Source organism: Nonomuraea polychroma (assembly GCF_004011505.1).
Lineage (GTDB): Bacteria > Actinomycetota > Actinomycetes > Streptosporangiales > Streptosporangiaceae > Nonomuraea > Nonomuraea polychroma.
Genome location: NZ_SAUN01000001.1, coordinates 678,299 through 696,934, shown reverse-complemented (window position 1 = coordinate 696,934; position 18,636 = coordinate 678,299). Strand labels below are relative to the sequence as shown.

Here is an 18,636-nt window from a genome sequence, read left to right as displayed (position 1 = left end):
ACATTCCGAGATCTCCGCTCCTCGCCCTCCGGAGCGCCGAAGCGCCGTAGCGTAGATCCCATGGCCAAAGCGTTCTGGATCGATCAGGAGTTCGACAGGGACCGTGACGGGCGCTATGCCGTGCACGTGCGCAAGAACCTGGAGGAGTTCGAGTGGGGCGACATCGCGCCCGTCAGGTTCGCGTGCGCCGCGTGGCGGCTGGCCACGCCGCCGTCGCTCACCCCCGGGTACGTACGGTGGGACCGCCGGATCCTGGAGGCCACCTGCCACCGCAACACCTGGGACGGGACGCTCTACGCCCGCGTCAGGCTCGTCTCGCCGCTGCCCGAGGAGCTGACCCGCTCGCGGGCCTGGTGGCGCGACCGGGGCTGGCTGGGCTGGCAGGAGACCTTCGGCCAATACGTCGAGCCGTCACAGCAGGACCTCGCCAGGATTCCGTTCCTGCGGGCCTCGCTGCTGGTCGAGGCGCCGGTGCCGCTGGAGGACCTGCCTCCCGAGCCGGAGGGCCCGCACGACGAGGTCGAGCAGAGTGCCCACCGCGCGGTGACGGTGCTCGCACGCGAGCTGAACGCGCTCGTGTCCCCCGTGCTCGACCAGCTCGGGGCCTGACCCGGGCCAGCATGTTTGGTTAACGGCTGGGTAGCGGGTGTCCCATGAGAAGCCTGCTCATCCTGCTGGCGTCGCTGGCCATGGCGGCCGGCTGCGCCGCGGACACGGCCTCTCCCGCGCGGGTGGCGGAGCGTTTCCACGCTCTGATCGCCGCGAACCAGGATGAGTCCGCGTGCGGGATGCTCGCCCCCAAGACCGCCGAGAAGCTCCCCGACCCCGGCCAGTCGTGCGCCGACGCGCTGCGCGAGCTCAGGTTCGGCCCCGGCGGCGTGGTCACCTCCGTGAGCGTGTGGGGTGACGAGGCACAGGTACGGATGGCCGGCGACACGCTCTTCCTGCATCGCTTCAGCAGCGGGTGGCGGGTCAAGGCCGCGGGCTGCAAGCCGGTGCGCGACCTTCCCTACGACTGCGAGGTGGACGACTGATGCGCGTGATGTTCATCCTCACCACGCTCGTGATCGTGGTGGGTCTTGCGTGGTTCTTCGCCGTGGGGTGGTCGAGGCTGTGAGGTGGCTCAAGGAGAACTCGCTGGCTCTGGCGTTCCTCATCATGTTCCTGCTGGCGGTGGGCGGCCAGGCGGTGGCGGGGGCGCTGCAGTTCAACGACCGGCAGCTGGCGGAGGGCGGGGAGCCGGTCACGATACTCCAGTACGTGACGTCCTCGACGTTCGCGGTGGACGTGGCCGAGAACTGGCAGTCGGAATACCTGCAATTCTTCCTGTTCATCGTGCTCACCGTGTGGCTCGTGCAGAAGGGCTCGCCCGAGTCGAAGAAGCTGGACTCGATGGGGGCGGAGTCGGACCATCAGCAGCAGGTCGGGGCGCACGCCACGTCCCAGTCCCCCTCCTGGGCCAAGGCCAAAGGGGTGCGGTTGTGGTTGTACAGCAACTCGCTCGGGCTGGTGATGGGGCTGCTCTTCCTGCTGTCGTGGCTGGCGCAGTCGGTGGCGGGGCAGGCGGCGTACAACGCCGAGCGGCTCAGCGACCTGCGGGATCCGCTCTCATGGGGTGAGTACGTCACCTCGCCGGAGTTCTGGGACCGCAGCCTGCAGAACTGGCAGTCGGAGCTGCTGGCCGTGCTCTCGATGGTGGTCTTGTCGATCTATCTGCGTCAGCGCGGCTCGCCCGAGTCGAAGCCGGTCGGGGCCTCTCACCTGGCCACGGGGGTGGAGGGCTGACCGGTGACGACCGCGACGATGCGGGTGCCGGGCGCGAACATGCCCTGGCGGGCGAGGTCGACGACCCCGTAGAGCATCTTGGCGACGTAGACGCCTTCGACCTGATATTTCGCGATAAATGCGTCCAAGGCTGGCGTCGTCTTGGCGTATCCGCCGAAGTGGTAGTCCAGGTTGATCTTCCAGTTCGACCACGTGCGTCCGTACGCCTCCCGCTGCAACCTGGCCACCTCCCCGGCGAGGAACCCGGCCCCCTTGAGCACCGCGAACCCGATCGCCTGCTTCCCCTCGGGCAGCCCCGCCGAGATCCCGGCCAGCGTGCCGCCGGTGCCGACCGGGCAGCACACCACGTCGTACGGCACACCGATCTCCCCCGGCAACTCGGCGCACCCGCGCACGGCCGCCGCGTTGCTGCCGCCCTCGGGCAGGATCGCCACGTCCTCACCCCACCGCGCACGCAGCCGCGCCTGGACGTCCTCGGTGTGCTTGAGCCGGTAGGAAGCCCGGTCGAGATAGGTGAGCGTCATCCCGCAGCTCTTGGCGTATGCCAGGGACGGATTGAGCGGGAGATGCTCCTCGCCCCGGATGACGCCGATCGTCTCGATCCCGTGCCGGCGCCCGGCCTCGGCGACGGCCCTGATGTGATTGGAGTAGGCGCCGCCGAACGTCAGCAGCCGGCGATGGCCCAGGTTGTGCTTCAGCTTGCGCGGCTTGTTGTCGTCGTGCATCAGGAACACCCGGACCTGGCCGAGCCCTGGATCCAGGAGCTCCTCCATGGCGCTAGTCTACGCTGGGGCCTTTGTTGAGGAGTGTTGGATTATGCGCGTTGTTGAAGCTTTCCGTGCCGCCTACGGCGCGTCCCCCCAGACCGTCTGGCACGCGCCGGGCCGCGTCAACCTGATCGGCGAGCACACGGACTACAACGACGGCTTCGTGCTGCCGTTCGCGGTGCCGTGGGGCGTGACGGCCGCGGTCACCCCGCGTACGGACAAGACCATCCGCCTCCTCTCCCTCCAGGGCCACAGCGACCCGGTCACGATCGAGAACCACGACGACTCCACGGGCTGGACCCGCTACGTCGTCGGCGTCCTGGCCATGCTGGGCGACCGCGTCGCGGGCGCCGACATCGCCATCGACGGCACCATCCCGCCGGGCGCCGGCCTCAGCTCCAGCGCCGCGCTCGAGGTCTCCGTCGCCTCGGCGCTCAACGACCTGCACGACCTGGGCATGACGCCCATGGAGATCGCCCTGCTCAGCCAGAAGGCCGAGAACGGCTTCGTCGGCGTGCCCTCCGGCATCCTCGACCAGGCCGCCTCAGCCCTGTGCCAGGAGGGGCACGCGCTCTTCCTCGACTGCCGCTCGCTCGGCTCCAGGAACATCCCGCTCGACCTGGCCTCGCACGGGATGAGCATCCTCATCATCGACACGCAGGTCCACCACACGCACGCAGGCGGCGAGTACGCCAAGCGCCGTGCCGAGTGCGAGTCGGCGGCCCGGAAGCTCGGCGTCCCGGCCCTGCGCGACGTGACCGACCTGGCGGCGGCCCTGGAGCTGCTGCAGGGCGACGAGCGCAAGCGCACCCAGCACATCGTGACCGAGAACCACCGCGTGGAGGCCCTCATCGGCCTGCTGCGGGCCGGCGCCGTCACCGAGATCGGCGCGCTGCTGAACGCCTCGCATCTGTCGCTCAGGGACGAGTACGAGGTGTCGTCTCCCGAGCTGGACGTGGCGGTGGAGGCCGCCGTCAAGGGCGGCGCCCGGGGCGCCAGGATGACGGGCGGCGGCTTCGGCGGCTCGGCCATCGCCCTGGTGTCCGACGATCGCCTGGAGAGCGTCCAGCAGTCGGTCGTGGCCGCCTATGCCGAACGCGGCTTCCAGCCGCCCCGCTTCCTCCCCGCCACCCCGGCCCCCGGCGCCCACCGCGTGGCGTAGAACCTTCCGGCCCCGCACGCCGATCGGCATGCGGGTCGGTGTCAAAGGGGCGGGAAGTTCGGCGGGCGGCGTTCCAGGAAGCTGGCGACGCCCTCGGCGAAGTCGGGGCGGGCGAAGGAGACGAGCATTTCCTGGACGGCCGTCTTCGCGGACTCCTCCAAAGTCGTGTCCCAGTCGTTCCACACCTGCCGCTTGATCACTGCCATGGACGCCGGCGAGCTGTGCACGGCCAGCTCCCGGGCGTACGCCTGCGCCTCCGCCACCACCCCGTCCCCCGGCACCACCCGGTTGACCAACCCCAGCTCGTACGCCTCCCGCCCGGTGAACACCCGGCCCGACAGCAGCACGTCCATGGCCCGCTGCTGTCCCATGATCCGGGGCAGCACCCACGACAGCCCGTACTCGGCGATGAGCCCGCGTCGCGGGAAGGCCGTGGTCCACTTGGCGGACTCGGCCGTGAAGACCAGGTCGCAGACGAGCGCGTGCACCATGCCGAGCCCCGCGCACGCCCCGTTGACCGCCGCGATGATCGGCTTGCCGATGGTCGTGGGGAAGGTGTTGGGCCGCGGATCGGGGGTCTCGTCGTAGGAGCCGGTCTGGATCGCGTTCAGGGTCTTGAAGTCGGCCCCGGAGCAGAACCCCTTGCCCGCGCCCGTGACCACCACGGCCCGCACCGCGGGGTCCTTCTCCGCCTCCGTCAGCAGGTCGAAGTAGCGCCGCCCCATCGCGTCCGTCCAGGCGTTGAGCGTGTCGGGACGGTTGAAGGTGAGCGTGAGCACGCCCTGGTCGACAGCTGAGAGCACGAGTTCCGCCATGCCCTAACCGAACCATGTTCTAGGCCAGAACGGCAAGTACCGTGTCCCCGTGGACCGCGACCTCGCCTGGGACGGCCGCCCCAACGTCCGGGACCTGCGCACGCCCACGCCCTTTCCCTCCTCCCCCATGGCGGCTAACGGTGGTGGACGAAGGCCGGGGTGAGGACGCTGGTGTCGTAGTAGCGGTGGAAGACGGGAGTGGCGCTGCCCGACAGCGGCGGCACGATCCACGACCAGTCGGCCGGGCAGACCCGCCCCGCCTTCTCCTCCTTCTCCAGATGGGTGAGAAAACGCCGCGACTCGGTGTGGTGGTCGGTCATCGTCACCCCGGCCTGCTCGAACGAGTGCAACACCGCCACGTTCAGCTCCACCATCGCGTGGTCGCGCCACAGCGAACGCTCGGTGGAGGTGTTCAGGCCGAGCCGCTCGGCCACCACGGCGAGCTGGTCGTACCTGTCGGTGTCGGCGAGGTTGCGCGCGCCGATCTCGGTGCCCATGTACCAGCCGTTGAAGGGGGCGCAGGGGTAACAGATGCCGCCGATCTCCAGGCACATGTCCGAGATGGCCGGCACCGCATGCCAGCGCAGCCCCAGCTCCGCGAACCACGGGTACTCCGGATGCACGAGCGGCACCTCCAGCACGGCGTCGCCGGGCAGGTTGCACAGCAGCGGATCCCCCAGCGCCGGCTGGATGATCACCGGCAGCACGTCGAACCGGCCGCCGGTGTCGCCGCGCCACCCCAGCGCCTTGGCCATGTCGGTGAGCTCGACGTTCTTGGGGTCGCCCACGATCCGGCCGCCGCGACCCCGATGTCCGGCGTAGCGGACGAGCTGGTCGTTGAGTATGCGGGGGCCGGGCAGGGCGGGAGTGTCGGGCGGCAGGACGGTGATGGTGGGCCTGATCTTGCCGTTGCCGGTGGCCTCGCGTAAGTGGCCGACGCATTCGAGGGCCACGCCCTCGGCGGTGCTCACCTGCCGCCGGTCGCGTACCCGCAACGAGCGCCAGTAGAGCCGGCCGATGCAGCGGCTGCTGTTGCGCCAGGCCACCCGGGCACCGAATTCGAGCTCCTCGAACGTGTGCGTGTAGGTGCCCGTGCGGGCGACCTCCCTGGCGACGTCGCGCAGCCGGGCATGCAGGCCTCCAGCGGAGGGATTTTCGGCATGGTAGAGCCTGAGGAACCGCTCCGCCTCGCGCAGGTCGGTGCTTCGCTCCATCCATGGCCGGACGGCGGGCGCGTCGAAGGGACGCAGGGACGTGATCCAGGTACGCACGCGGCAACCAGCACTTCTCCGTCAGCGGATCGCCCCACCGATTCCGGGTCGGCGGCACGTCCTTGGCGGGGGCGCCCTTTCCTCGCCTCCGTCTCGATCTACCCGCGGCTCCGGCCCAGGGGACCGGAGCTTCCATCTTTTCCCGCCCGACCCGCCTTTGTCCCGCCAAATGAAAAATCATGTGCTCGTCACGTCACAAAGCGTGAAATGCGAGCGTGCCCCCGGAGCTCCCGGGGGCACGACGCACTACCTCGCCGCGAACTCGTCCCACACGCAGGTGAGGTGGATGACGCGGCGCTGGTGCCAGCGCTTGCCGACGACCTTGCGCGGAAGCTCCTTGGCGGGCACGCTGATCGACACCCGGTCGGCGGGGATGACCGTGGCGCCGTCCGCGGCGAGGTCCCAGGCATCCTCCGGATCGATGACCTTCTCGCCGATCAGCTCGGCGACCTTGGCCTTGGAGAACTTCACGGCCTTGCCGCCGCTGACCCAGCACGTCAGCTTGCCGCTGACGAAGACCGGTTCGGCCGGCTCGGCGTGCACCTTGACCGCGCCGTGGTGGCCCGGCTCCGGGTGCACCCTGACCAGGTCGTCGTCAGCCAGCGCGGTCCCCGCCATGCCTGCCAGTCCGAGCACGGCCGCCGTCCCGACGATCGCAAGGCGACGCTTCAACATGGGATCTCCTCCCCGAGGTGATGTGTGAACACCTGGAGGGTCGTACGTCGCGCCTGAAGCAGGGCTTAAGACACCCGAAGAGATCTTCAGTGACCTATGATCCCCATAAAGCGATATATGTCCCCATAAACGCAGGGCCCCTCCCCGGATCAGGGAAGGGCCTTGAAGAGTGGCTCCCGCGATAGGACTCGAACAAGACTTCTGCTGCTTTGATCAGTCCACACGGATTCAGCGGCGCTGCTGGCCGGCCAGGGCGGTCTGTCTACCTGAGCGGATCTGATCCGCCGCTTGCGATCAGGTCATCACACCCACCAGGTGCTGGTGCAAACCCAACGGCTCCCGATCATGCTATCGGATGCACAGGCTCGGTAAGCGTACTTGGATATGGACCGGTGTGCGTCGGTGTAGGCCGTTTTCTTGCTAACTCCCTCCATCCGCCACTCCCACTTCTTGGTCGAAGGGTTGTAGACCGAAATGTAGAGATTCACACCATACGCATCGGAATCTTTGGGGGCGCGGGCCCAGAAATAGCTGTTCGAGCCCCACTTTCCCACGCGAAGCTGGATCGTGAATGTGCGTGAGCCGATGGTGACCGTCTTCTCATACACGCTGCGCACCGACGTGGCGGCCGTCGGCGCGGATGAGTTCCAGTAGCTCGCTGCCGACGCGGGGGTCGCGCCCAGCAGAGTGATGCCCGCCATAGCCACGGCGGTGACGCCGCGTGAAATCCAAGAGCTTTCCATGATCACTTCCCAGGTCATGAGGAACCCCATCGCAGAGGCACCCTCGTGTCGTGGAACTGATTGCGTTCAAGGTCAGCTCAGCACAAGCCGGTATATCGCGGGTATGGCGTTCTCCTCGCCCGGTCTCCATCTGCGACGTTCGCGATCAGAGACCATGGCCGACAGCTTCCTCCTGGCCTCCCCGCATGCCGTCGTCCCACCCCTCGCGGTAGCGGGGCTGCCTGGAGCCGGAGTGCCCCCGCCGCACCTCGATCCCCCATCAGCACGCAAACCATCTATCGACACCAGATCAGGCCGGTCATCGTCGGCCGGCGCTGAGACCATGGACGCCGTCTTCGGCAACGGGGACCAAGCCGGCTAGTGGCTCCCTGGATCGCTCCCAGAACGACTCGAGGCCCCTCCCGGATCTGGGAAGGGCCTCGAGGAGTGGCTCCCGCGATAGGACTCGAACCTATAACCTGCCGGTTAACAGCCGGCTGCTCTGCCGTTGAGCTACGCGGGATCGACACCGTCTGCGCTGATCACCAGGGCTTCCGGCCCCTTCGTCGTGCGCAGGAATAGATTAGCGCACTCCGGGAGTGCGTGTCGCATCGTCAGCGGGGTAGGCCCGGAGACAGCGGAGGTGCGAAATGCGATATCGGATGACATTCGCTGCGGGCCTGGCGATCGGCTACGTGCTGGGCAGCCGGGCCGGTCGCGAACGGTACGAACAGATCAAGCGGGCGGCGCAGCGCGTCGCCGACAACCCCCGGGTCCAGGAGGTCGCGGGCGTGGTCGGCGCGCAGGCATCGAAGTACGCGGGAATGGCGAGGTCCAGGATGGGTGACACGCTGCAGCAGCGGATCCCGTTCCTGAGCCATGACGCGCACAAACACGACGGCGGCACCGGCTGGCCGGAGGAGGAGGCCACCGCGGCCGACGACATGGAGAAGAAAGCCCGCGAAAGCGGGATCCCGTATTAGGGAGCGGCATGGGTGTGTGCGACGTCATACACCCATGCTGCGCCGTACGCCCTCGAGGGCCTGTTCGGCCTGCGCCCGCAGGCCGGGGTCCTCGGGGTCGAGGCCTTCGTCGAAGACGAGGGTCCACCCCAGCACCTCGCCACCGGGCCGGCGCCTGGCCACCAGCCGCACGCCGCCTCGGCCGGGCAGCTTGACGTGCTTGTTCACCACGATCGTGGAGTTGACGCGTTCGCGGATGGTCTCGGGCAACATGCGCGGCTCGTCGATGCGCTCGACGTGGGACAGGCCGTCCATGGTGATGACGCTCAGCCCTTCCTCACTCCACGACGCCTTGTCGATCGTCTCGTACGGCACCCGCGTCCCGTCGGGCAGGTAGAGGGCGAGATCAGTGGCCACCAGGTAGCCGCCGGCCTGACCGGTGGCGAACGTCAGCACCCGCTCCCCCGGCTCGGTCGTCAACGATTTGCGCACGTCGGCGGGCAGGCGGCGGAAAAAGCTCATTCCACCACGGTATCGGCGAGCAGGTCGAGGGTGAGCGCCGCGCTCCAGGAGAAGTCCCTGCAGCCGCGCCCGCTGCCGTCGAAGGGGTCGAAGCACTCGCGGAAGCCGGCCTGCCTGACCAGGCGCAGCGTGCCGTTGGTGAGCTGCTGGGCCAGGTGGTCGAGCGAGTGCACGGCCGCGGCGCGGCGCAGCAGCCAGTTGGTGTTCACCCACGAGGGCCCGCGCCAGTAGCGGGTGCGGTCGAACTGGGCGGCGCGGATCTCGCAACTGGGCACCGGATACCCGGTGGCGCCCATGAACCTGGCCGACTCCAGCATCTCGACGGCGGCGTTCAGGTGCTCGCTGGGCAGCAGGGGATCGAGCAGCGGCCCGAACCCGCCCACCGTGGACACTCTGATCAGCTGTCCGGACCGCAGGTCCCTGGCGTAGAAGCAGCCGTCCCACAGGCGTTCCAGCATGGCCTGCCTGATGCGCTCGGCCTGCTCGACGTGGGGTGCGGGATCGGCGTGCGCGAGCGGCGCCAGCTCGGCCATGGCCTGGCAGGACGCCAGCCAGATGCCGTTGAACATCGGGTCCTCGACCGCGAACGGATGCTCGTCACGCAGGTAGCCGGGGCTGTAGCCGGCGTCGCGGTAACGCATGGCGAGCCAGACGTACCGGTCGTGATCGCTGTCGGGGTGGCGTTCGTCGAGTTCCAGGTGGCGGTAGCCGTACCTGATGACGGGCAGCGCGGCCAGCGGCTCGTCCCAGGCCGGGCTGTCGTCCATGCCGGACTCCCAGGGGTGCACGATCGCGGCCAGCCCCGCGCCGCCGAGGTCGCGGGCCGAGGCGAGGTAGTCGTGCTGGGCGACCAGCGCCGGGTACGCCTTCCTGACGAACGCCTCGTCGCCGGTGTGCTGGTAGAGCCACCACAGCGCCAGCCCGTGCAGCGGCGGGGCGGTCAGCCCCGAGGTGAGCACGCGCGGCGCGGCCTCGTGCTCTTGCGAGCGCCATACGGAGGGCCCCGGGAAGTACGCCTCCGGCGTGTGGAAGACGATGTGCGGCACCATCCCCGTCGCCCACTGCCCCCGCAGCAGGCTGAGCAGCTCGTCGCGGGCCCGGTCGGGCCGGTGCCTGGCCAGGCCGATGACGACGAACGCGGAGTCCCAGCTCCATTGATGCGGATAGAGCCCTGGCGCGGGCACGGTGCCAGTGCCCGTCCAGTTCGCCTCGAGCACGGCCATGGCCTCGCGCCCGAGCGCGGCATCGTCAACCGCCGGCCGCGCCTCCATCACCCAACTATGCCTGGGGATCCCTCAGGAAGCTATGTCCTCTTCACCCACTTCGACAGGAACATGACACCCAGCGCCACGGCGCCGATGATGAGGCCCCATTTGAGGAGCGTGAGCGCGAACCCCACGAGAGGCCCGAGCAGTACGAGTGCGGCGACGACCGCCGCGATGATCAGAAGAATTCGTCCCATGTCCGCAACGCTAAGAGATCCTTTAAGCGGATTGCAGGCGAGACAGGGTTGAATCAGGGACAAGTCAGGGGTCCCCCCGAGCTAAAGGAACTTAAGCGGCCAGACCCTCCGTTGAGCCGGTATAACCGGGGCACGGGGGGCCTCTTCACGGGGAGCGTGATGAGCCTGGGACCACCTATGAGCAGGGAAGGCGTCGAGCACGCGCTGCGCGCTCGGGCCGACGAACGCGACCGGATCTCCGGCGACCTGCTCGATCTCGAATCCCATACCACATACCAGTTACTCAAGGGGGCCTCCTTACGCGGCGCGACCGAACGCCGCTGGGCCGCGGCACAGGAGGCGCTGGCGCGCCTGTGGGGACTGAACGACGTCTACCGCGCCGTGTTACGCGACGCCGAGCACATCCAGGCCTCGCGGAGCAAACTGAGCGCCGAGCAGCTGACCGAGCTGACCGAGCTGCTCACGGGCGCGTCCGTGGTGGTGCGGGCCGCCGCCAAACCGGTCGAGCAACGCACGCTGCTTCCGCAGGCGGACGAGCGGCTCACCCTCGACGAGACCGTGACGCGGATGGACGCCGCGTTCCAGGAGGTCACCTCCGCCCTCAACGACATCGACGCCCAGTGGAACGCCCTGCTCCCCCGCCTCGACGCCGCCGACAGCGAGCTGCGGCGCATCCGTGAGCTGGAGCACGACCTCGGCGAGAGCGCCGCCGGCCTGGGGGCCCTGGAAGCCGAGCTGAAGCGGATCCGCGCCGCTCTGGTGGAGGACCCGCTCGGCGCCGCCGTCGAGCCCGGCCTCGACCGGCTCACCGGGCTCCTGGCCGACTCACTGGCGGAGCTGGAGCTGGCGATCGTCGTCAAGCAGGAGTACGCCCGCCGCCGCGAGGACCTGGTGGCCGGGCTGGACCGGGTACGCGCGGCCGAGAGCGAGGCCAGGCTGGCGCACGGCGCGGTCGTCGTCAAGATCGCCCTGCCGCCGCAGGCCCAGCCCAGGAGCAGGGTGGACGCCCTGACCGGCGCGCTGGACGCGCTCGACGTGTCGGCCGACACCTGGGTGCTGCGGGCCAAGCGGCTGGCGGAGCTGGAGAGCGACGTCCGCAGGGCGGTCGATCAGGCCCAGGCCACGGCGAAGGCGCTGTACGGGCTGGTCGGCAGGCGTGACGAACTGCGCGGCCGGCTCGGCGCCTGCCAGGCGATGGCGGTGCGCAAGGGCATGGCGGAGGACCCGGCCGCTTCCAGCCTGTTCGCCCGGGCGCGCACGTTGTTGTGGAGCGCCCCCTGCGACCTGACCAAGGCGGCGGCCGCCGTCGAGGACTACCAGCGCGCGATACACGGAGGAAAACCATGAGCCGCTGCGCGCAGCCAGGCTGCACGGGCACGATCGACGAGGGCTACTGCGACCTGTGCGGCACCGCGGAGAGCTCTCCCGCGCCTCCCGCCTCGTTCCGTACCCAGCCTTCGTCACCGCAGACCAGCCCGGTGAGCAGGCCGACGAGCGGGCCGACGAGCAGCAGCGGCAGGTCGCGGGCCGGGGTGCTGGCCACCATCGCCGACCTGCCGTCGGTGCCCTACCGCGACCCGGCCACCGCCGTGATGACCGACCCCGAGGTGCCCGAGGACAAGCGCTTCTGCGCCAACCCCGACTGCGGCAAGCCCGTCGGCCGCTCCCGCGAGGGCCGCCCGGGGCTGACGGACGGGTTCTGCCCCCACTGCCGCACCTTGTTCTCCTTCACCCCGAAGCTGGACAAGGACGACCTGGTGGCGGGCCAGTACCGGGTGCTGGGCTGCCTGGCGCACGGCGGGCTCGGCTGGATCTACCTGGCCGCCGACGAATACCTCGACGGCCGGTGGGTGGTGCTCAAGGGCCTGCTCAACACCAACGACGCCGAGGCGCTGGCGGCGGCGGAGGCCGAGCGGAAGGTCCTCACCACCGTCGACCACCCCAACATCGTCAAGGTCTTCAACTTCCAGCGCTCGGCCGGGCTCGGCTACATCGTCATGGAGTACGTCGGCGGCCAGTCCCTGCACGAGCTGCGCCGCCAGGGCCCGCTGCCGCTGCGCGAGACCCTGATCTACGGGCGGGAGATCCTGCAGGCGTTCGGCTATCTGCACGAGGCCGGCCTGGTCTACTGCGACCTGAAGCCGGCCAACGTGATCAGGGTGGGCAAGGGGCTCAAGCTCATCGACCTGGGCGCGGTGCAGCCGCTCGGCTCGCCGCCGGGCACGTCGTGGGCCACCCGCGGCTATCACGCCCCCGAGCTGGAGACCCATCCGTCGTCGGTGACCTCCGACCTCTACACCGTGGCCAGGACGCTGGCGGTGCTGGCGATCCCGGGGTTCAGCCCGGTCGCGAACGGCGTGGCCGCCCCGCTGCCGCAGGACTGCGGGCATCCATCGTTCACCCGGCTGCTGCGCAGGGCCACCGCCGCCCATCCGGCCGACAGGTTCCAGAGCGCGTGGGAGATGGAGGAGCAGCTCCTCGGCGTGCTGCGCGAGGTCTGCGCCGAGGAGGAAGGGGTGCCGTACCCGAATCCGTCGACGTTGTTCGGGCCCGAGCGGGGCGCGGTGGGGACGGCGCTGTCGGAGGAGGACGACCAGGTGCTCGAGCCGCTCGACCCCGGGGTGGCCGCGCGCCGGCTGCCGGTGCCGCTGGTCGACCCGGCCGACCCGGCCGCGGGAGTGCTGGCCGGACTGCTCGGCAGCGACGGCAAGCAGCTGCTCGACCAGCTCGACGCGATGCCTCCGACGCCCGAGACGGAGCTGATGAGGGCCAGGCTGCTGGCCGAGTACGGCGCGACGGAGGCGCCCATCGCGCTGGAGCGGCTGGCCGCGCAGCTGCCCGGCGACTGGCGGGTCACCTGGTACCGCGGCGTGCTCGCGCTGGCCACGGGGCAGGCCGATGCGGCCGCGTCGATGTTCGACGCGTGCGTGTCGATGTTGCCGGGCGAGCTGCCGCCCAAGCTGGCGCTGGCGTTCGCGCTGGAGTGCGCGGGGCAACAGGCCGCGGCCTCCTGGTACGAGATCGTCTGGCGCACCGACCACGGCTGTGTGAGCGCGGCGTTCGGGCTGGCCAGGACCGGCAGGATGGCCGTGCTCGACGAGGTGCCCGCCACGTCGAGTTACCGGATGGCGGCGCAGATGGCGCTGGCCGCCTCCGCGGTGCGCCGCCCCGACCCGAGCACGATGGAGCCCGGCGATCTGGTGGCCGCGGCAGGCCGGCTGGCGAGCCTGGCCGACCTGGACTCGCGCCGCCGTGACCTGCTCACCGCCGAGCTGCTGCACGGCGGGCTGGCCTGGCTGGAGACGAACGCGCCACCGCCGGACCTGGAGCTGGCCGGGGCACGGTTCACCGAGCCCGGGCTGCGCAGGCAGCTGGAGGCCATCTACCGCAGGCTCGCCGTCGTGGCGGCCTCCCGGCAGGAAAGGCACGCCCTCATTGACCAGGCGAACGCCGTGCGACCGAGGACCTGGGTGTGACCGGTAACGAGAAAGTCGCCTCTTGTCCCGTCTGCGAGGCTCCCGTGCTCGCGGGCGACATCTACTGCGAGGCCTGCGGTCACCCGATGGGAGCTCCGACGTGCGCGTCCTGCGGGGCGGGCGCCGTGGACGCGGAAGGCTACTGCGAGCGGTGCGGCCTGCGCCAGCCCACCGGCCGGGACCACGCGGAGACCGTGCTGGACAACGGCGCGGCGGCCGTGACGGACAGAGGGTTGCGGCGCAGCCGCAACGAGGACGCGATGGCGCTCATGGCCTCCGGCGACACGATCGTGGCCGTGGTGTGCGACGGGGTGGGCAGTTCGCCCAGGGCCGACGAGGCGTCCGCGGTGGCGGTCGAGACCGCGGCCACCGCGCTGGCCAGAGGGGCGTCGCAGCAGGAGGCGTTCGACCTGGCCGGCCGGGCCGTGGCCAAGCTGGCGACCTCCGTGTACGACGCCCCCGCCTGCACGTACGTCGCCGCCGTGGTCGAGCCGGACCGGATCACGCTCGGGTGGGCCGGTGACACGCGGGCCTATTCGTTGCCCGACGGCGGCTTGCTGACCGAGGACGACGCGATCGAGACCGGCGAGATCACCGCCTGGCTCGGCGCGGACGCCGAGGGCGTCACGCTCCACGTACGGACCTTCACCCCCCACGCGCCCGGCCTGCTGCTCGTCTGCAGCGACGGCCTGTGGCGCTACCTGGACGGCTATGCCTTCCCCAGCGCCGGCACCCCGCTCGAGATGGCCAGGGAGATGCTGCGGCACGCGCTGGACTCCGGCGGCCAGGACAACGTGACGATCGCCTTGATCCCCTTAGGAGAAGCCCGTGAGTGATCAGCCCGCTTTCACGTTGAACATCGACCAGAACAAGTACCTGCCCCTCGACGGCCGCGAGGTGCACGCCATCCTCACCGTCGGCTCCACGGGCGGCGTCACCACGCAGGTCGTGTCCTCCGAGGCCGCCGAGGTGATCATCGTGGACACGTCGGGCTCGATGAGCGGCGGCAAGATACGCGAGGCCCGGCAGGCGGCCGCCACGGCCGTGCGGACGCTGCGCGACGGCGTGCTCTTCGCGGTGATCGCCGGGACCGAGAAGGCGGGTATGGTCTACCCGGGCGGCAGTCCGCGCCTGGTCAAGGCCACTGCCGCCACCAAGGCGGAGGCCGAGCGGGCGATCGGCCGGCTGCTCGCCCACGGTGGCACCGCCATCGGCGAATGGCTGAACCTGGCCGGGCACATGCTGGCCGCCCACCCCTCGGCCATCAAGCACGCGCTGTTGATGACCGACGGCCAGAACAACGAGAGCGACGACGTCTTCAGCTCCGTTCTGGCGGGTTGGAGCGGCAGGTTCGTGGTCGACTCCCTCGGGGTCGGCGACGACTGGGTGCCGGCCGAGCTGCGTAAGGTGGCCGACGCCATGCTCGGCACGTTTGACTTCGTCCGTAACCAGACGGATTTGTCGGAGTATTTCCGCCGACTCACGCAGACGTCCATGAGCAAGACCGTGGCCGAGCTGTCGCTGCGGGTGTGGGTGCCGCAGACGGCGCGGCTGAAGTTCGTCAAGCAGGTCTCGCCGACGCTGCTGGACCTGACCGGCAAGCGTGCCGACGTCAACCCGCTGACCGGCGACTACCCGACCGGGTCCTGGGGGGCCGAGGAGCGCGAATACCACGTGTGCGTCGAGGTGCCGCCCGGGCAGATCGGCCAGGAGATCAGGGCGGGCTGGGTCAAGCTCGTACGCCCCGACACCGGCGACGTCGTGGCCAGTGGCAACGTGCTCGCCCAATGGACCGACGACCTTGCGCAGTCCACCCGGATCAACGGGAAGGTCGCCCACTACACCGGCCAGGCGGAGCTGCACGAGCTGATCCAGGACGGGCTCAGCGCGCGGGCGGTGGGCGACGTCGACACCGCGACCGCCCGCCTGGCCAGAGCCAGGGAGCTGGCCGCCGAGACGGGCCGCGAGGACACCGCGCGGCTGCTGGAGAAGGTGGTGGAGGTCGATCCCGCCACCGGCACGGCCAGGCTGCGCAGGAACGTCGACAAGGCCGACGAGATCGAGCTCGACACCGGCTCGGTCCGCACCAGCCGGCTGCGCAAGGAAGGATTCTGATGGCGACCTGCCCGCAGGGGCACGCGTCCGGCTCCGACGACTACTGCGACGTGTGCGGCACGCAGATGGCGGCCGCACCGCCGACCTCCAACGCGGCCTCCAACCCGGCCCCCGTCGCCGAGCCCGCCGCCGAGAGTTGCCCCATCTGCCAGACGCCGCGTGCCGGCCAGTTCTGCGAGGTGTGCGGCCACGACTACAGCAGTGCCGGATCCGCAGCGCAGCGAGGACATCCAACACTGCACCCCGAGCAAGGCTCGGCAAGCGGGCAGGGCAACGGGGCCCCCGTCCCGCTCCTGGCGACGGGTGGCGGGGCCAGGTGGGAGGCCGTGACGGCCGCCGACCGCTCCTACTACGAAAAGGTCATCGCCGAGGGCGGTCCCGACGCCGACGCGGTGGCGTTCCCGCCGTACTGCCCCGAGCGCTCCTTCGGCCTGTACGGCGATCAGGTGCGCATCGGCCGGCGCAGCCGGGCCAGGAACCTTGAACCCGAGATCGACCTGACCGGGCCGCCCGAGGACCCCGGCGTCTCGCACCTGCACGCCGTGCTGCTGGCCCAGCCGGACGGCTCCTGGATGCTGGTCGACCCCGGCTCCTCCAACGGCACCCAGGTGAACGGCAAGCCGCTCAAGGTCAACGTGCCCGTCAAGATCGCCCCAGGGGACCGGATCCACGTGGGCGCGTGGACCGTCATCACGATCAGGGAGGGCACGCCATGACGGTGATGGTGCCCGGCCGGGGCACGGTGGCGCCGGGCCGGGCCGCCCCGCCGCAGGTGCGCCGGAGCGTGCCCGGCAGGATCCGGGTCATCTCCGGCATCACCGTCGCCTCGCTGGCGCTGCTGTTCGCGGCCCTCGCCGTCGGCAGCGCCACGGCCCGCGACGGCCTGCAGGTCATCGGCCACGACGCGGGTCCGCAGGTGGTCGCCACCGCCGGCCTCTACCTGGCGCTGAGCGACATGGACGCGCAGGTGGCCAACGCGCTGGTGATGGGCGACATGTACACCCGGCAGCGCAACGAGGCGATCGCCCGATACGAGAGCCGCCGGTCGGAGGCCAACCAGGCGCTGCTGAAGGCGTTCGAGCTGTCGGGCGACAACCCGGCCGAGCGGCGGACCGTGCAGTCGGTGCTCGACGAGCTCGGCAAGTACGAGCGGCTGGCCGGTCAGGCCCTGCTGCTCGACCAGCGGGCGAAGCACGCCCCGGGGCCGCCGCCCGAGGAGGTCGTGGCGATCTACCGCCAGGCCACCGACCTGATGCGCAAGGTGCTGCTGCCACAGGCCTACAACCTGACCCTGGAGACCGGCACGATCGTGCGCCGCACCTACGACGAGAAGGCCGTCATGGTGCCCCTCCTGCGCGTCGCCGTGGTCGTGGCCGGGCTGCTCGCACTGTGCTGCCTGATCTGGCTGCAGGTCTTCCTCGCCAAGCGCTTCCGCCGGGTGTTCGGGCCGGCGCTGCTGGTGGCCACGGTGACGACCGCGGTGGCGCTGATCGCCGGTGCGGGCGCACTCGCGCGGGATCAGGAGGCGCTGCGGCACGCCAAGTCGGCCGGCTTCGATCCGGTGCTGACGCTGACCAGGGCCCGTGCGATCAGCAACAGCATGCAGGGCGACCAGAGCCGCTACCTGCTCGACAAGGAACGGGCCGACACCTACGAGCACACCTACCTCGACAAATCGCAGTCAGTGATCTACGTCGCGGCAGGCAACCTGGATGACTATCACTTCAAGGTCGTCCAGGGCACGGACGGCTTCCTCGGCCTGCTGGGGCCCGAGCTGGTCGGCCGGCCGGGCGAGGACGTCATGAAGGCGTACCAGGGCTTCCAGTCCGCCGACGAGAAATTCCGCGACCTGGTGGCGAGCGGCCAGATCATCGAGGCGGTCAACGCCCGGTTCGGTGCGGTGACAGCGACGTTCGACACCTATGACCGGACGCTGGTGGCGTTGATCGGCCAGCATCACGACGAGTTCGAACGTGCGATCACGATGGGCGAGAGCACGCTGGACAACCTGTGGCGGCTGGAGGAGGTCGCGATGGGCGCGATCGTCCTGCTGGTGATCGCCGGGGTGTGGCCACGACTCAAGGAGTACCGGTGAAACGCGTCCTGGTGATGGTGCTGGCCCTGGCGGCGACCCTGGTCGCGGGCTGCGGGACCAGCGAGCCTGAGTCGATCGTCGACGACGACGTCCTGCTCATCGCGGTGCGCCAGGACCTGCCTTCGATCGGGTTCCTCCGGGCAGACAAGGAGTACGAGGGCTTCGACGTGGACGTGGCCCGCTACATCGCCGCCAAGCTCGGCAAGGATTTTCTCTTCGTCCCCGTGCTGGCGGCGGACCGGGAGCGGGTGCTGCTCGACGGGCGGGCCGACATGGTGGTGGCCACCTACACGATCAGCCAGGACCGCAAGGCCAAGGTGTTGTTCGCCGGGCCGTACCACATCTCGTACCAGGACATCCTGACGCGGCAGGGAGAGACGATCGACAACGTGCGTGATCTCAAGGGCCGCAAGATCTGCGAGGTCCAGGGGTCGAACGCGGCCCAGCGGGTCGTCGCGGAGCGGAGTGTGGCGGCGGAGCTCGTGCCGTTCGCCGACTACGCGCAGTGCCTGGCGGCGCTGAAGAACAAGCAGGTGGACGCGGTAACCACCAACGACGTCATCCTGGCGGGGCTGGCCATGCAGGACGGCTCGGGGCTGCGGCTGAACAACGCGCAGTTCAACGAGCAGCGCACCGGGGTGGGCCTGCGCAAGGGAGACGTGGCGGGCTGCGAGGCGGTCAACCGGGCGATCACTGACATGTATCAGGACGGGACGGCGGCGAAGCTGCTGCACAAGTGGTTCGACGGGTCCGGGCTGGACCTGAGCACGATCGCGGTCCCGCAGTTCGAGGGCTGCTCCTGAACAT

Annotated in this window: 20 protein-coding genes and 1 tRNA gene; 12 read left to right on the top strand and 9 right to left on the bottom strand. The window is 70.0% G+C overall.

Going from position 1 to position 18,636, the window contains the following annotated elements; genetic code table 11:
- The first annotated feature begins 60 nt into the window (after nt 1-60).
- The 3 genes from EDD27_RS03130 to EDD27_RS03120 are packed head-to-tail and all read left to right on the top strand — an operon-like array spanning nt 61 to nt 1,785.
- The gene (locus EDD27_RS03130; RefSeq protein WP_127930980.1) at nt 61-609 is read left to right on the top strand and encodes a hypothetical protein; all 549 of its coding nucleotides are present in this window, start codon (nt 61-63) and stop codon (nt 607-609) included.
- Between the two features lie 44 nt (nt 610-653).
- Entirely contained in the window at nt 654-1,034 is a 381-nt protein-coding gene (locus EDD27_RS03125) for a hypothetical protein (protein ID WP_127930979.1), read from the top strand.
- Between the two features lie 49 nt (nt 1,035-1,083).
- Nucleotides 1,084-1,785 (top strand): DUF6766 family protein, encoded by a 702-nt coding sequence (locus tag EDD27_RS03120; protein ID WP_241563837.1) that lies wholly within the window; start codon nt 1,084-1,086, stop codon nt 1,783-1,785.
- Here the strand turns inward: EDD27_RS03120 and EDD27_RS03115 are convergent.
- Nucleotides 1,758-2,558, bottom strand: a complete 801-nt coding sequence (locus EDD27_RS03115) for a 1-aminocyclopropane-1-carboxylate deaminase/D-cysteine desulfhydrase (RefSeq protein WP_127930978.1) — start codon at nt 2,556-2,558, stop codon at nt 1,758-1,760. The genes EDD27_RS03120 and EDD27_RS03115 overlap by 28 nt on opposite strands.
- Nucleotides 2,559-2,601: 43 nt before the next feature.
- Here EDD27_RS03115 and galK point away from each other — a divergent pair, with 43 nt between their 5' ends.
- Nucleotides 2,602-3,714 carry a galactokinase gene (gene galK / locus EDD27_RS03110; RefSeq protein WP_127930977.1) on the top strand — a complete coding sequence of 371 codons (1,113 nt, stop codon included), beginning with the start codon at nt 2,602-2,604 and terminating at the stop codon, nt 3,712-3,714.
- A 41-nt stretch (nt 3,715-3,755) separates the two neighbouring features.
- On the opposite strand, the gene EDD27_RS03105 is transcribed toward galK, so the two are convergent.
- The 5 genes from EDD27_RS03105 to EDD27_RS03085 form a co-directional block, all read right to left on the bottom strand.
- The gene (locus EDD27_RS03105; RefSeq protein ID WP_127930976.1) at nt 3,756-4,529 is read right to left on the bottom strand and encodes an enoyl-CoA hydratase-related protein; all 774 of its coding nucleotides are present in this window, start codon (nt 4,527-4,529) and stop codon (nt 3,756-3,758) included.
- A 134-nt stretch (nt 4,530-4,663) separates the two neighbouring features.
- The gene (locus EDD27_RS03100) at nt 4,664-5,800 is read right to left on the bottom strand and encodes a nitric oxide synthase oxygenase (protein ID WP_241563836.1); all 1,137 of its coding nucleotides are present in this window, start codon (nt 5,798-5,800) and stop codon (nt 4,664-4,666) included.
- Nucleotides 5,801-6,046: 246 nt separating this feature from the next.
- Nucleotides 6,047-6,475 carry a hypothetical protein gene (locus EDD27_RS03095; protein ID WP_127930975.1) on the bottom strand — a complete coding sequence of 143 codons (429 nt, stop codon included), beginning with the start codon at nt 6,473-6,475 and terminating at the stop codon, nt 6,047-6,049.
- 302 nt (nt 6,476-6,777) lie between these two features.
- On the bottom strand, nt 6,778-7,236 hold the full coding sequence (locus tag EDD27_RS03090) for a hypothetical protein (RefSeq protein WP_127930974.1): 459 nt from the start codon (nt 7,234-7,236) through the stop codon (nt 6,778-6,780).
- A 409-nt stretch (nt 7,237-7,645) separates the two neighbouring features.
- Nucleotides 7,646-7,720, bottom strand: a tRNA-Asn gene (locus EDD27_RS03085).
- A 127-nt stretch (nt 7,721-7,847) separates the two neighbouring features.
- Between EDD27_RS03085 and EDD27_RS03080 the strand changes: the two genes are divergently transcribed.
- Entirely contained in the window at nt 7,848-8,180 is a 333-nt protein-coding gene (locus tag EDD27_RS03080) for a YtxH domain-containing protein (protein ID WP_127930973.1), read from the top strand.
- A gap of 24 nt (nt 8,181-8,204) precedes the next feature.
- On the opposite strand, the gene EDD27_RS03075 is transcribed toward EDD27_RS03080, so the two are convergent.
- From EDD27_RS03075 to EDD27_RS53865, 3 genes are read right to left on the bottom strand one after another with little or no spacing between them, the layout of a single operon-like run.
- Nucleotides 8,205-8,681: a hypothetical protein gene (locus EDD27_RS03075; RefSeq protein WP_127930972.1), complete on the bottom strand. Its 477-nt coding sequence runs from the start codon at nt 8,679-8,681 to the stop codon at nt 8,205-8,207.
- Nucleotides 8,678-9,952, bottom strand: a complete 1,275-nt coding sequence (locus EDD27_RS03070; RefSeq protein ID WP_164903449.1) for an amylo-alpha-1,6-glucosidase — start codon at nt 9,950-9,952, stop codon at nt 8,678-8,680. The genes EDD27_RS03075 and EDD27_RS03070 overlap by 4 nt, the downstream gene beginning before the upstream one ends.
- Before the next feature lie 32 nt (nt 9,953-9,984).
- Nucleotides 9,985-10,143 (bottom strand): hypothetical protein, encoded by a 159-nt coding sequence (locus EDD27_RS53865; protein ID WP_164903448.1) that lies wholly within the window; start codon nt 10,141-10,143, stop codon nt 9,985-9,987.
- Nucleotides 10,144-10,320: 177 nt separating this feature from the next.
- Between EDD27_RS53865 and EDD27_RS03065 the strand changes: the two genes are divergently transcribed.
- From EDD27_RS03065 to EDD27_RS03035, 7 genes are read left to right on the top strand one after another with little or no spacing between them, the layout of a single operon-like run.
- Nucleotides 10,321-11,490 carry a coiled-coil domain-containing protein gene (locus EDD27_RS03065; RefSeq protein WP_127930970.1) on the top strand — a complete coding sequence of 390 codons (1,170 nt, stop codon included), beginning with the start codon at nt 10,321-10,323 and terminating at the stop codon, nt 11,488-11,490.
- Nucleotides 11,487-13,619, top strand: coding sequence for a serine/threonine-protein kinase (locus EDD27_RS03060; protein WP_127930969.1), 2,133 nt, complete (start codon nt 11,487-11,489; stop codon nt 13,617-13,619). Before EDD27_RS03065 ends, EDD27_RS03060 begins: the two co-directional genes overlap by 4 nt.
- Nucleotides 13,616-14,455, top strand: a complete 840-nt coding sequence (locus EDD27_RS03055; protein ID WP_241563835.1) for a PP2C family protein-serine/threonine phosphatase — start codon at nt 13,616-13,618, stop codon at nt 14,453-14,455. Before EDD27_RS03060 ends, EDD27_RS03055 begins: the two co-directional genes overlap by 4 nt.
- Nucleotides 14,448-15,734 carry a vWA domain-containing protein gene (locus EDD27_RS03050; RefSeq protein ID WP_127930968.1) on the top strand — a complete coding sequence of 429 codons (1,287 nt, stop codon included), beginning with the start codon at nt 14,448-14,450 and terminating at the stop codon, nt 15,732-15,734. Before EDD27_RS03055 ends, EDD27_RS03050 begins: the two co-directional genes overlap by 8 nt.
- On the top strand, nt 15,734-16,450 hold the full coding sequence (locus EDD27_RS03045; protein WP_127930967.1) for an FHA domain-containing protein: 717 nt from the start codon (nt 15,734-15,736) through the stop codon (nt 16,448-16,450). The genes EDD27_RS03050 and EDD27_RS03045 overlap by 1 nt, the downstream gene beginning before the upstream one ends.
- Nucleotides 16,447-17,829 (top strand): hypothetical protein, encoded by a 1,383-nt coding sequence (locus EDD27_RS03040; RefSeq protein ID WP_127930966.1) that lies wholly within the window; start codon nt 16,447-16,449, stop codon nt 17,827-17,829. The genes EDD27_RS03045 and EDD27_RS03040 overlap by 4 nt, the downstream gene beginning before the upstream one ends.
- Nucleotides 17,826-18,632, top strand: a complete 807-nt coding sequence (locus tag EDD27_RS03035) for a transporter substrate-binding domain-containing protein (protein ID WP_127930965.1) — start codon at nt 17,826-17,828, stop codon at nt 18,630-18,632. Before EDD27_RS03040 ends, EDD27_RS03035 begins: the two co-directional genes overlap by 4 nt.
- Nucleotides 18,633-18,636 lie beyond the last annotated feature (4 nt).

Excerpts from the sequence above, each read along its gene's own strand:
- EDD27_RS03090 (WP_127930974.1), bottom strand. The coding sequence starts at position 7,236 with ATGACCTGGGAAGTGATCATGGAAAGCTCTTGGATTTCACGCGGCGTC.
- galK (WP_127930977.1), top strand. The coding sequence starts at position 2,602 with ATGCGCGTTGTTGAAGCTTTCCGTGCCGCCTACGGCGCGTCCCCCCAG.
- EDD27_RS03065 (WP_127930970.1), top strand. The coding sequence starts at position 10,321 with ATGAGCAGGGAAGGCGTCGAGCACGCGCTGCGCGCTCGGGCCGACGAA.
- EDD27_RS03130 (WP_127930980.1), top strand. The coding sequence starts at position 61 with ATGGCCAAAGCGTTCTGGATCGATCAGGAGTTCGACAGGGACCGTGAC.
- EDD27_RS03040 (WP_127930966.1), top strand. The coding sequence starts at position 16,447 with ATGACGGTGATGGTGCCCGGCCGGGGCACGGTGGCGCCGGGCCGGGCC.
- EDD27_RS03105 (WP_127930976.1), bottom strand. The coding sequence starts at position 4,529 with ATGGCGGAACTCGTGCTCTCAGCTGTCGACCAGGGCGTGCTCACGCTC.
- EDD27_RS03080 (WP_127930973.1), top strand. The coding sequence starts at position 7,848 with ATGCGATATCGGATGACATTCGCTGCGGGCCTGGCGATCGGCTACGTG.
- EDD27_RS03045 (WP_127930967.1), top strand. The coding sequence starts at position 15,734 with ATGGCGACCTGCCCGCAGGGGCACGCGTCCGGCTCCGACGACTACTGC.
- EDD27_RS03075 (WP_127930972.1), bottom strand. The coding sequence starts at position 8,681 with ATGAGCTTTTTCCGCCGCCTGCCCGCCGACGTGCGCAAATCGTTGACG.
- EDD27_RS03125 (WP_127930979.1), top strand. The coding sequence starts at position 654 with ATGAGAAGCCTGCTCATCCTGCTGGCGTCGCTGGCCATGGCGGCCGGC.
- EDD27_RS53865 (WP_164903448.1), bottom strand. The coding sequence starts at position 10,143 with ATGGGACGAATTCTTCTGATCATCGCGGCGGTCGTCGCCGCACTCGTA.
- EDD27_RS03115 (WP_127930978.1), bottom strand. The coding sequence starts at position 2,558 with ATGGAGGAGCTCCTGGATCCAGGGCTCGGCCAGGTCCGGGTGTTCCTG.
- EDD27_RS03060 (WP_127930969.1), top strand. The coding sequence starts at position 11,487 with ATGAGCCGCTGCGCGCAGCCAGGCTGCACGGGCACGATCGACGAGGGC.
- EDD27_RS03095 (WP_127930975.1), bottom strand. The coding sequence starts at position 6,475 with ATGTTGAAGCGTCGCCTTGCGATCGTCGGGACGGCGGCCGTGCTCGGA.
- EDD27_RS03070 (WP_164903449.1), bottom strand. The coding sequence starts at position 9,952 with ATGGAGGCGCGGCCGGCGGTTGACGATGCCGCGCTCGGGCGCGAGGCC.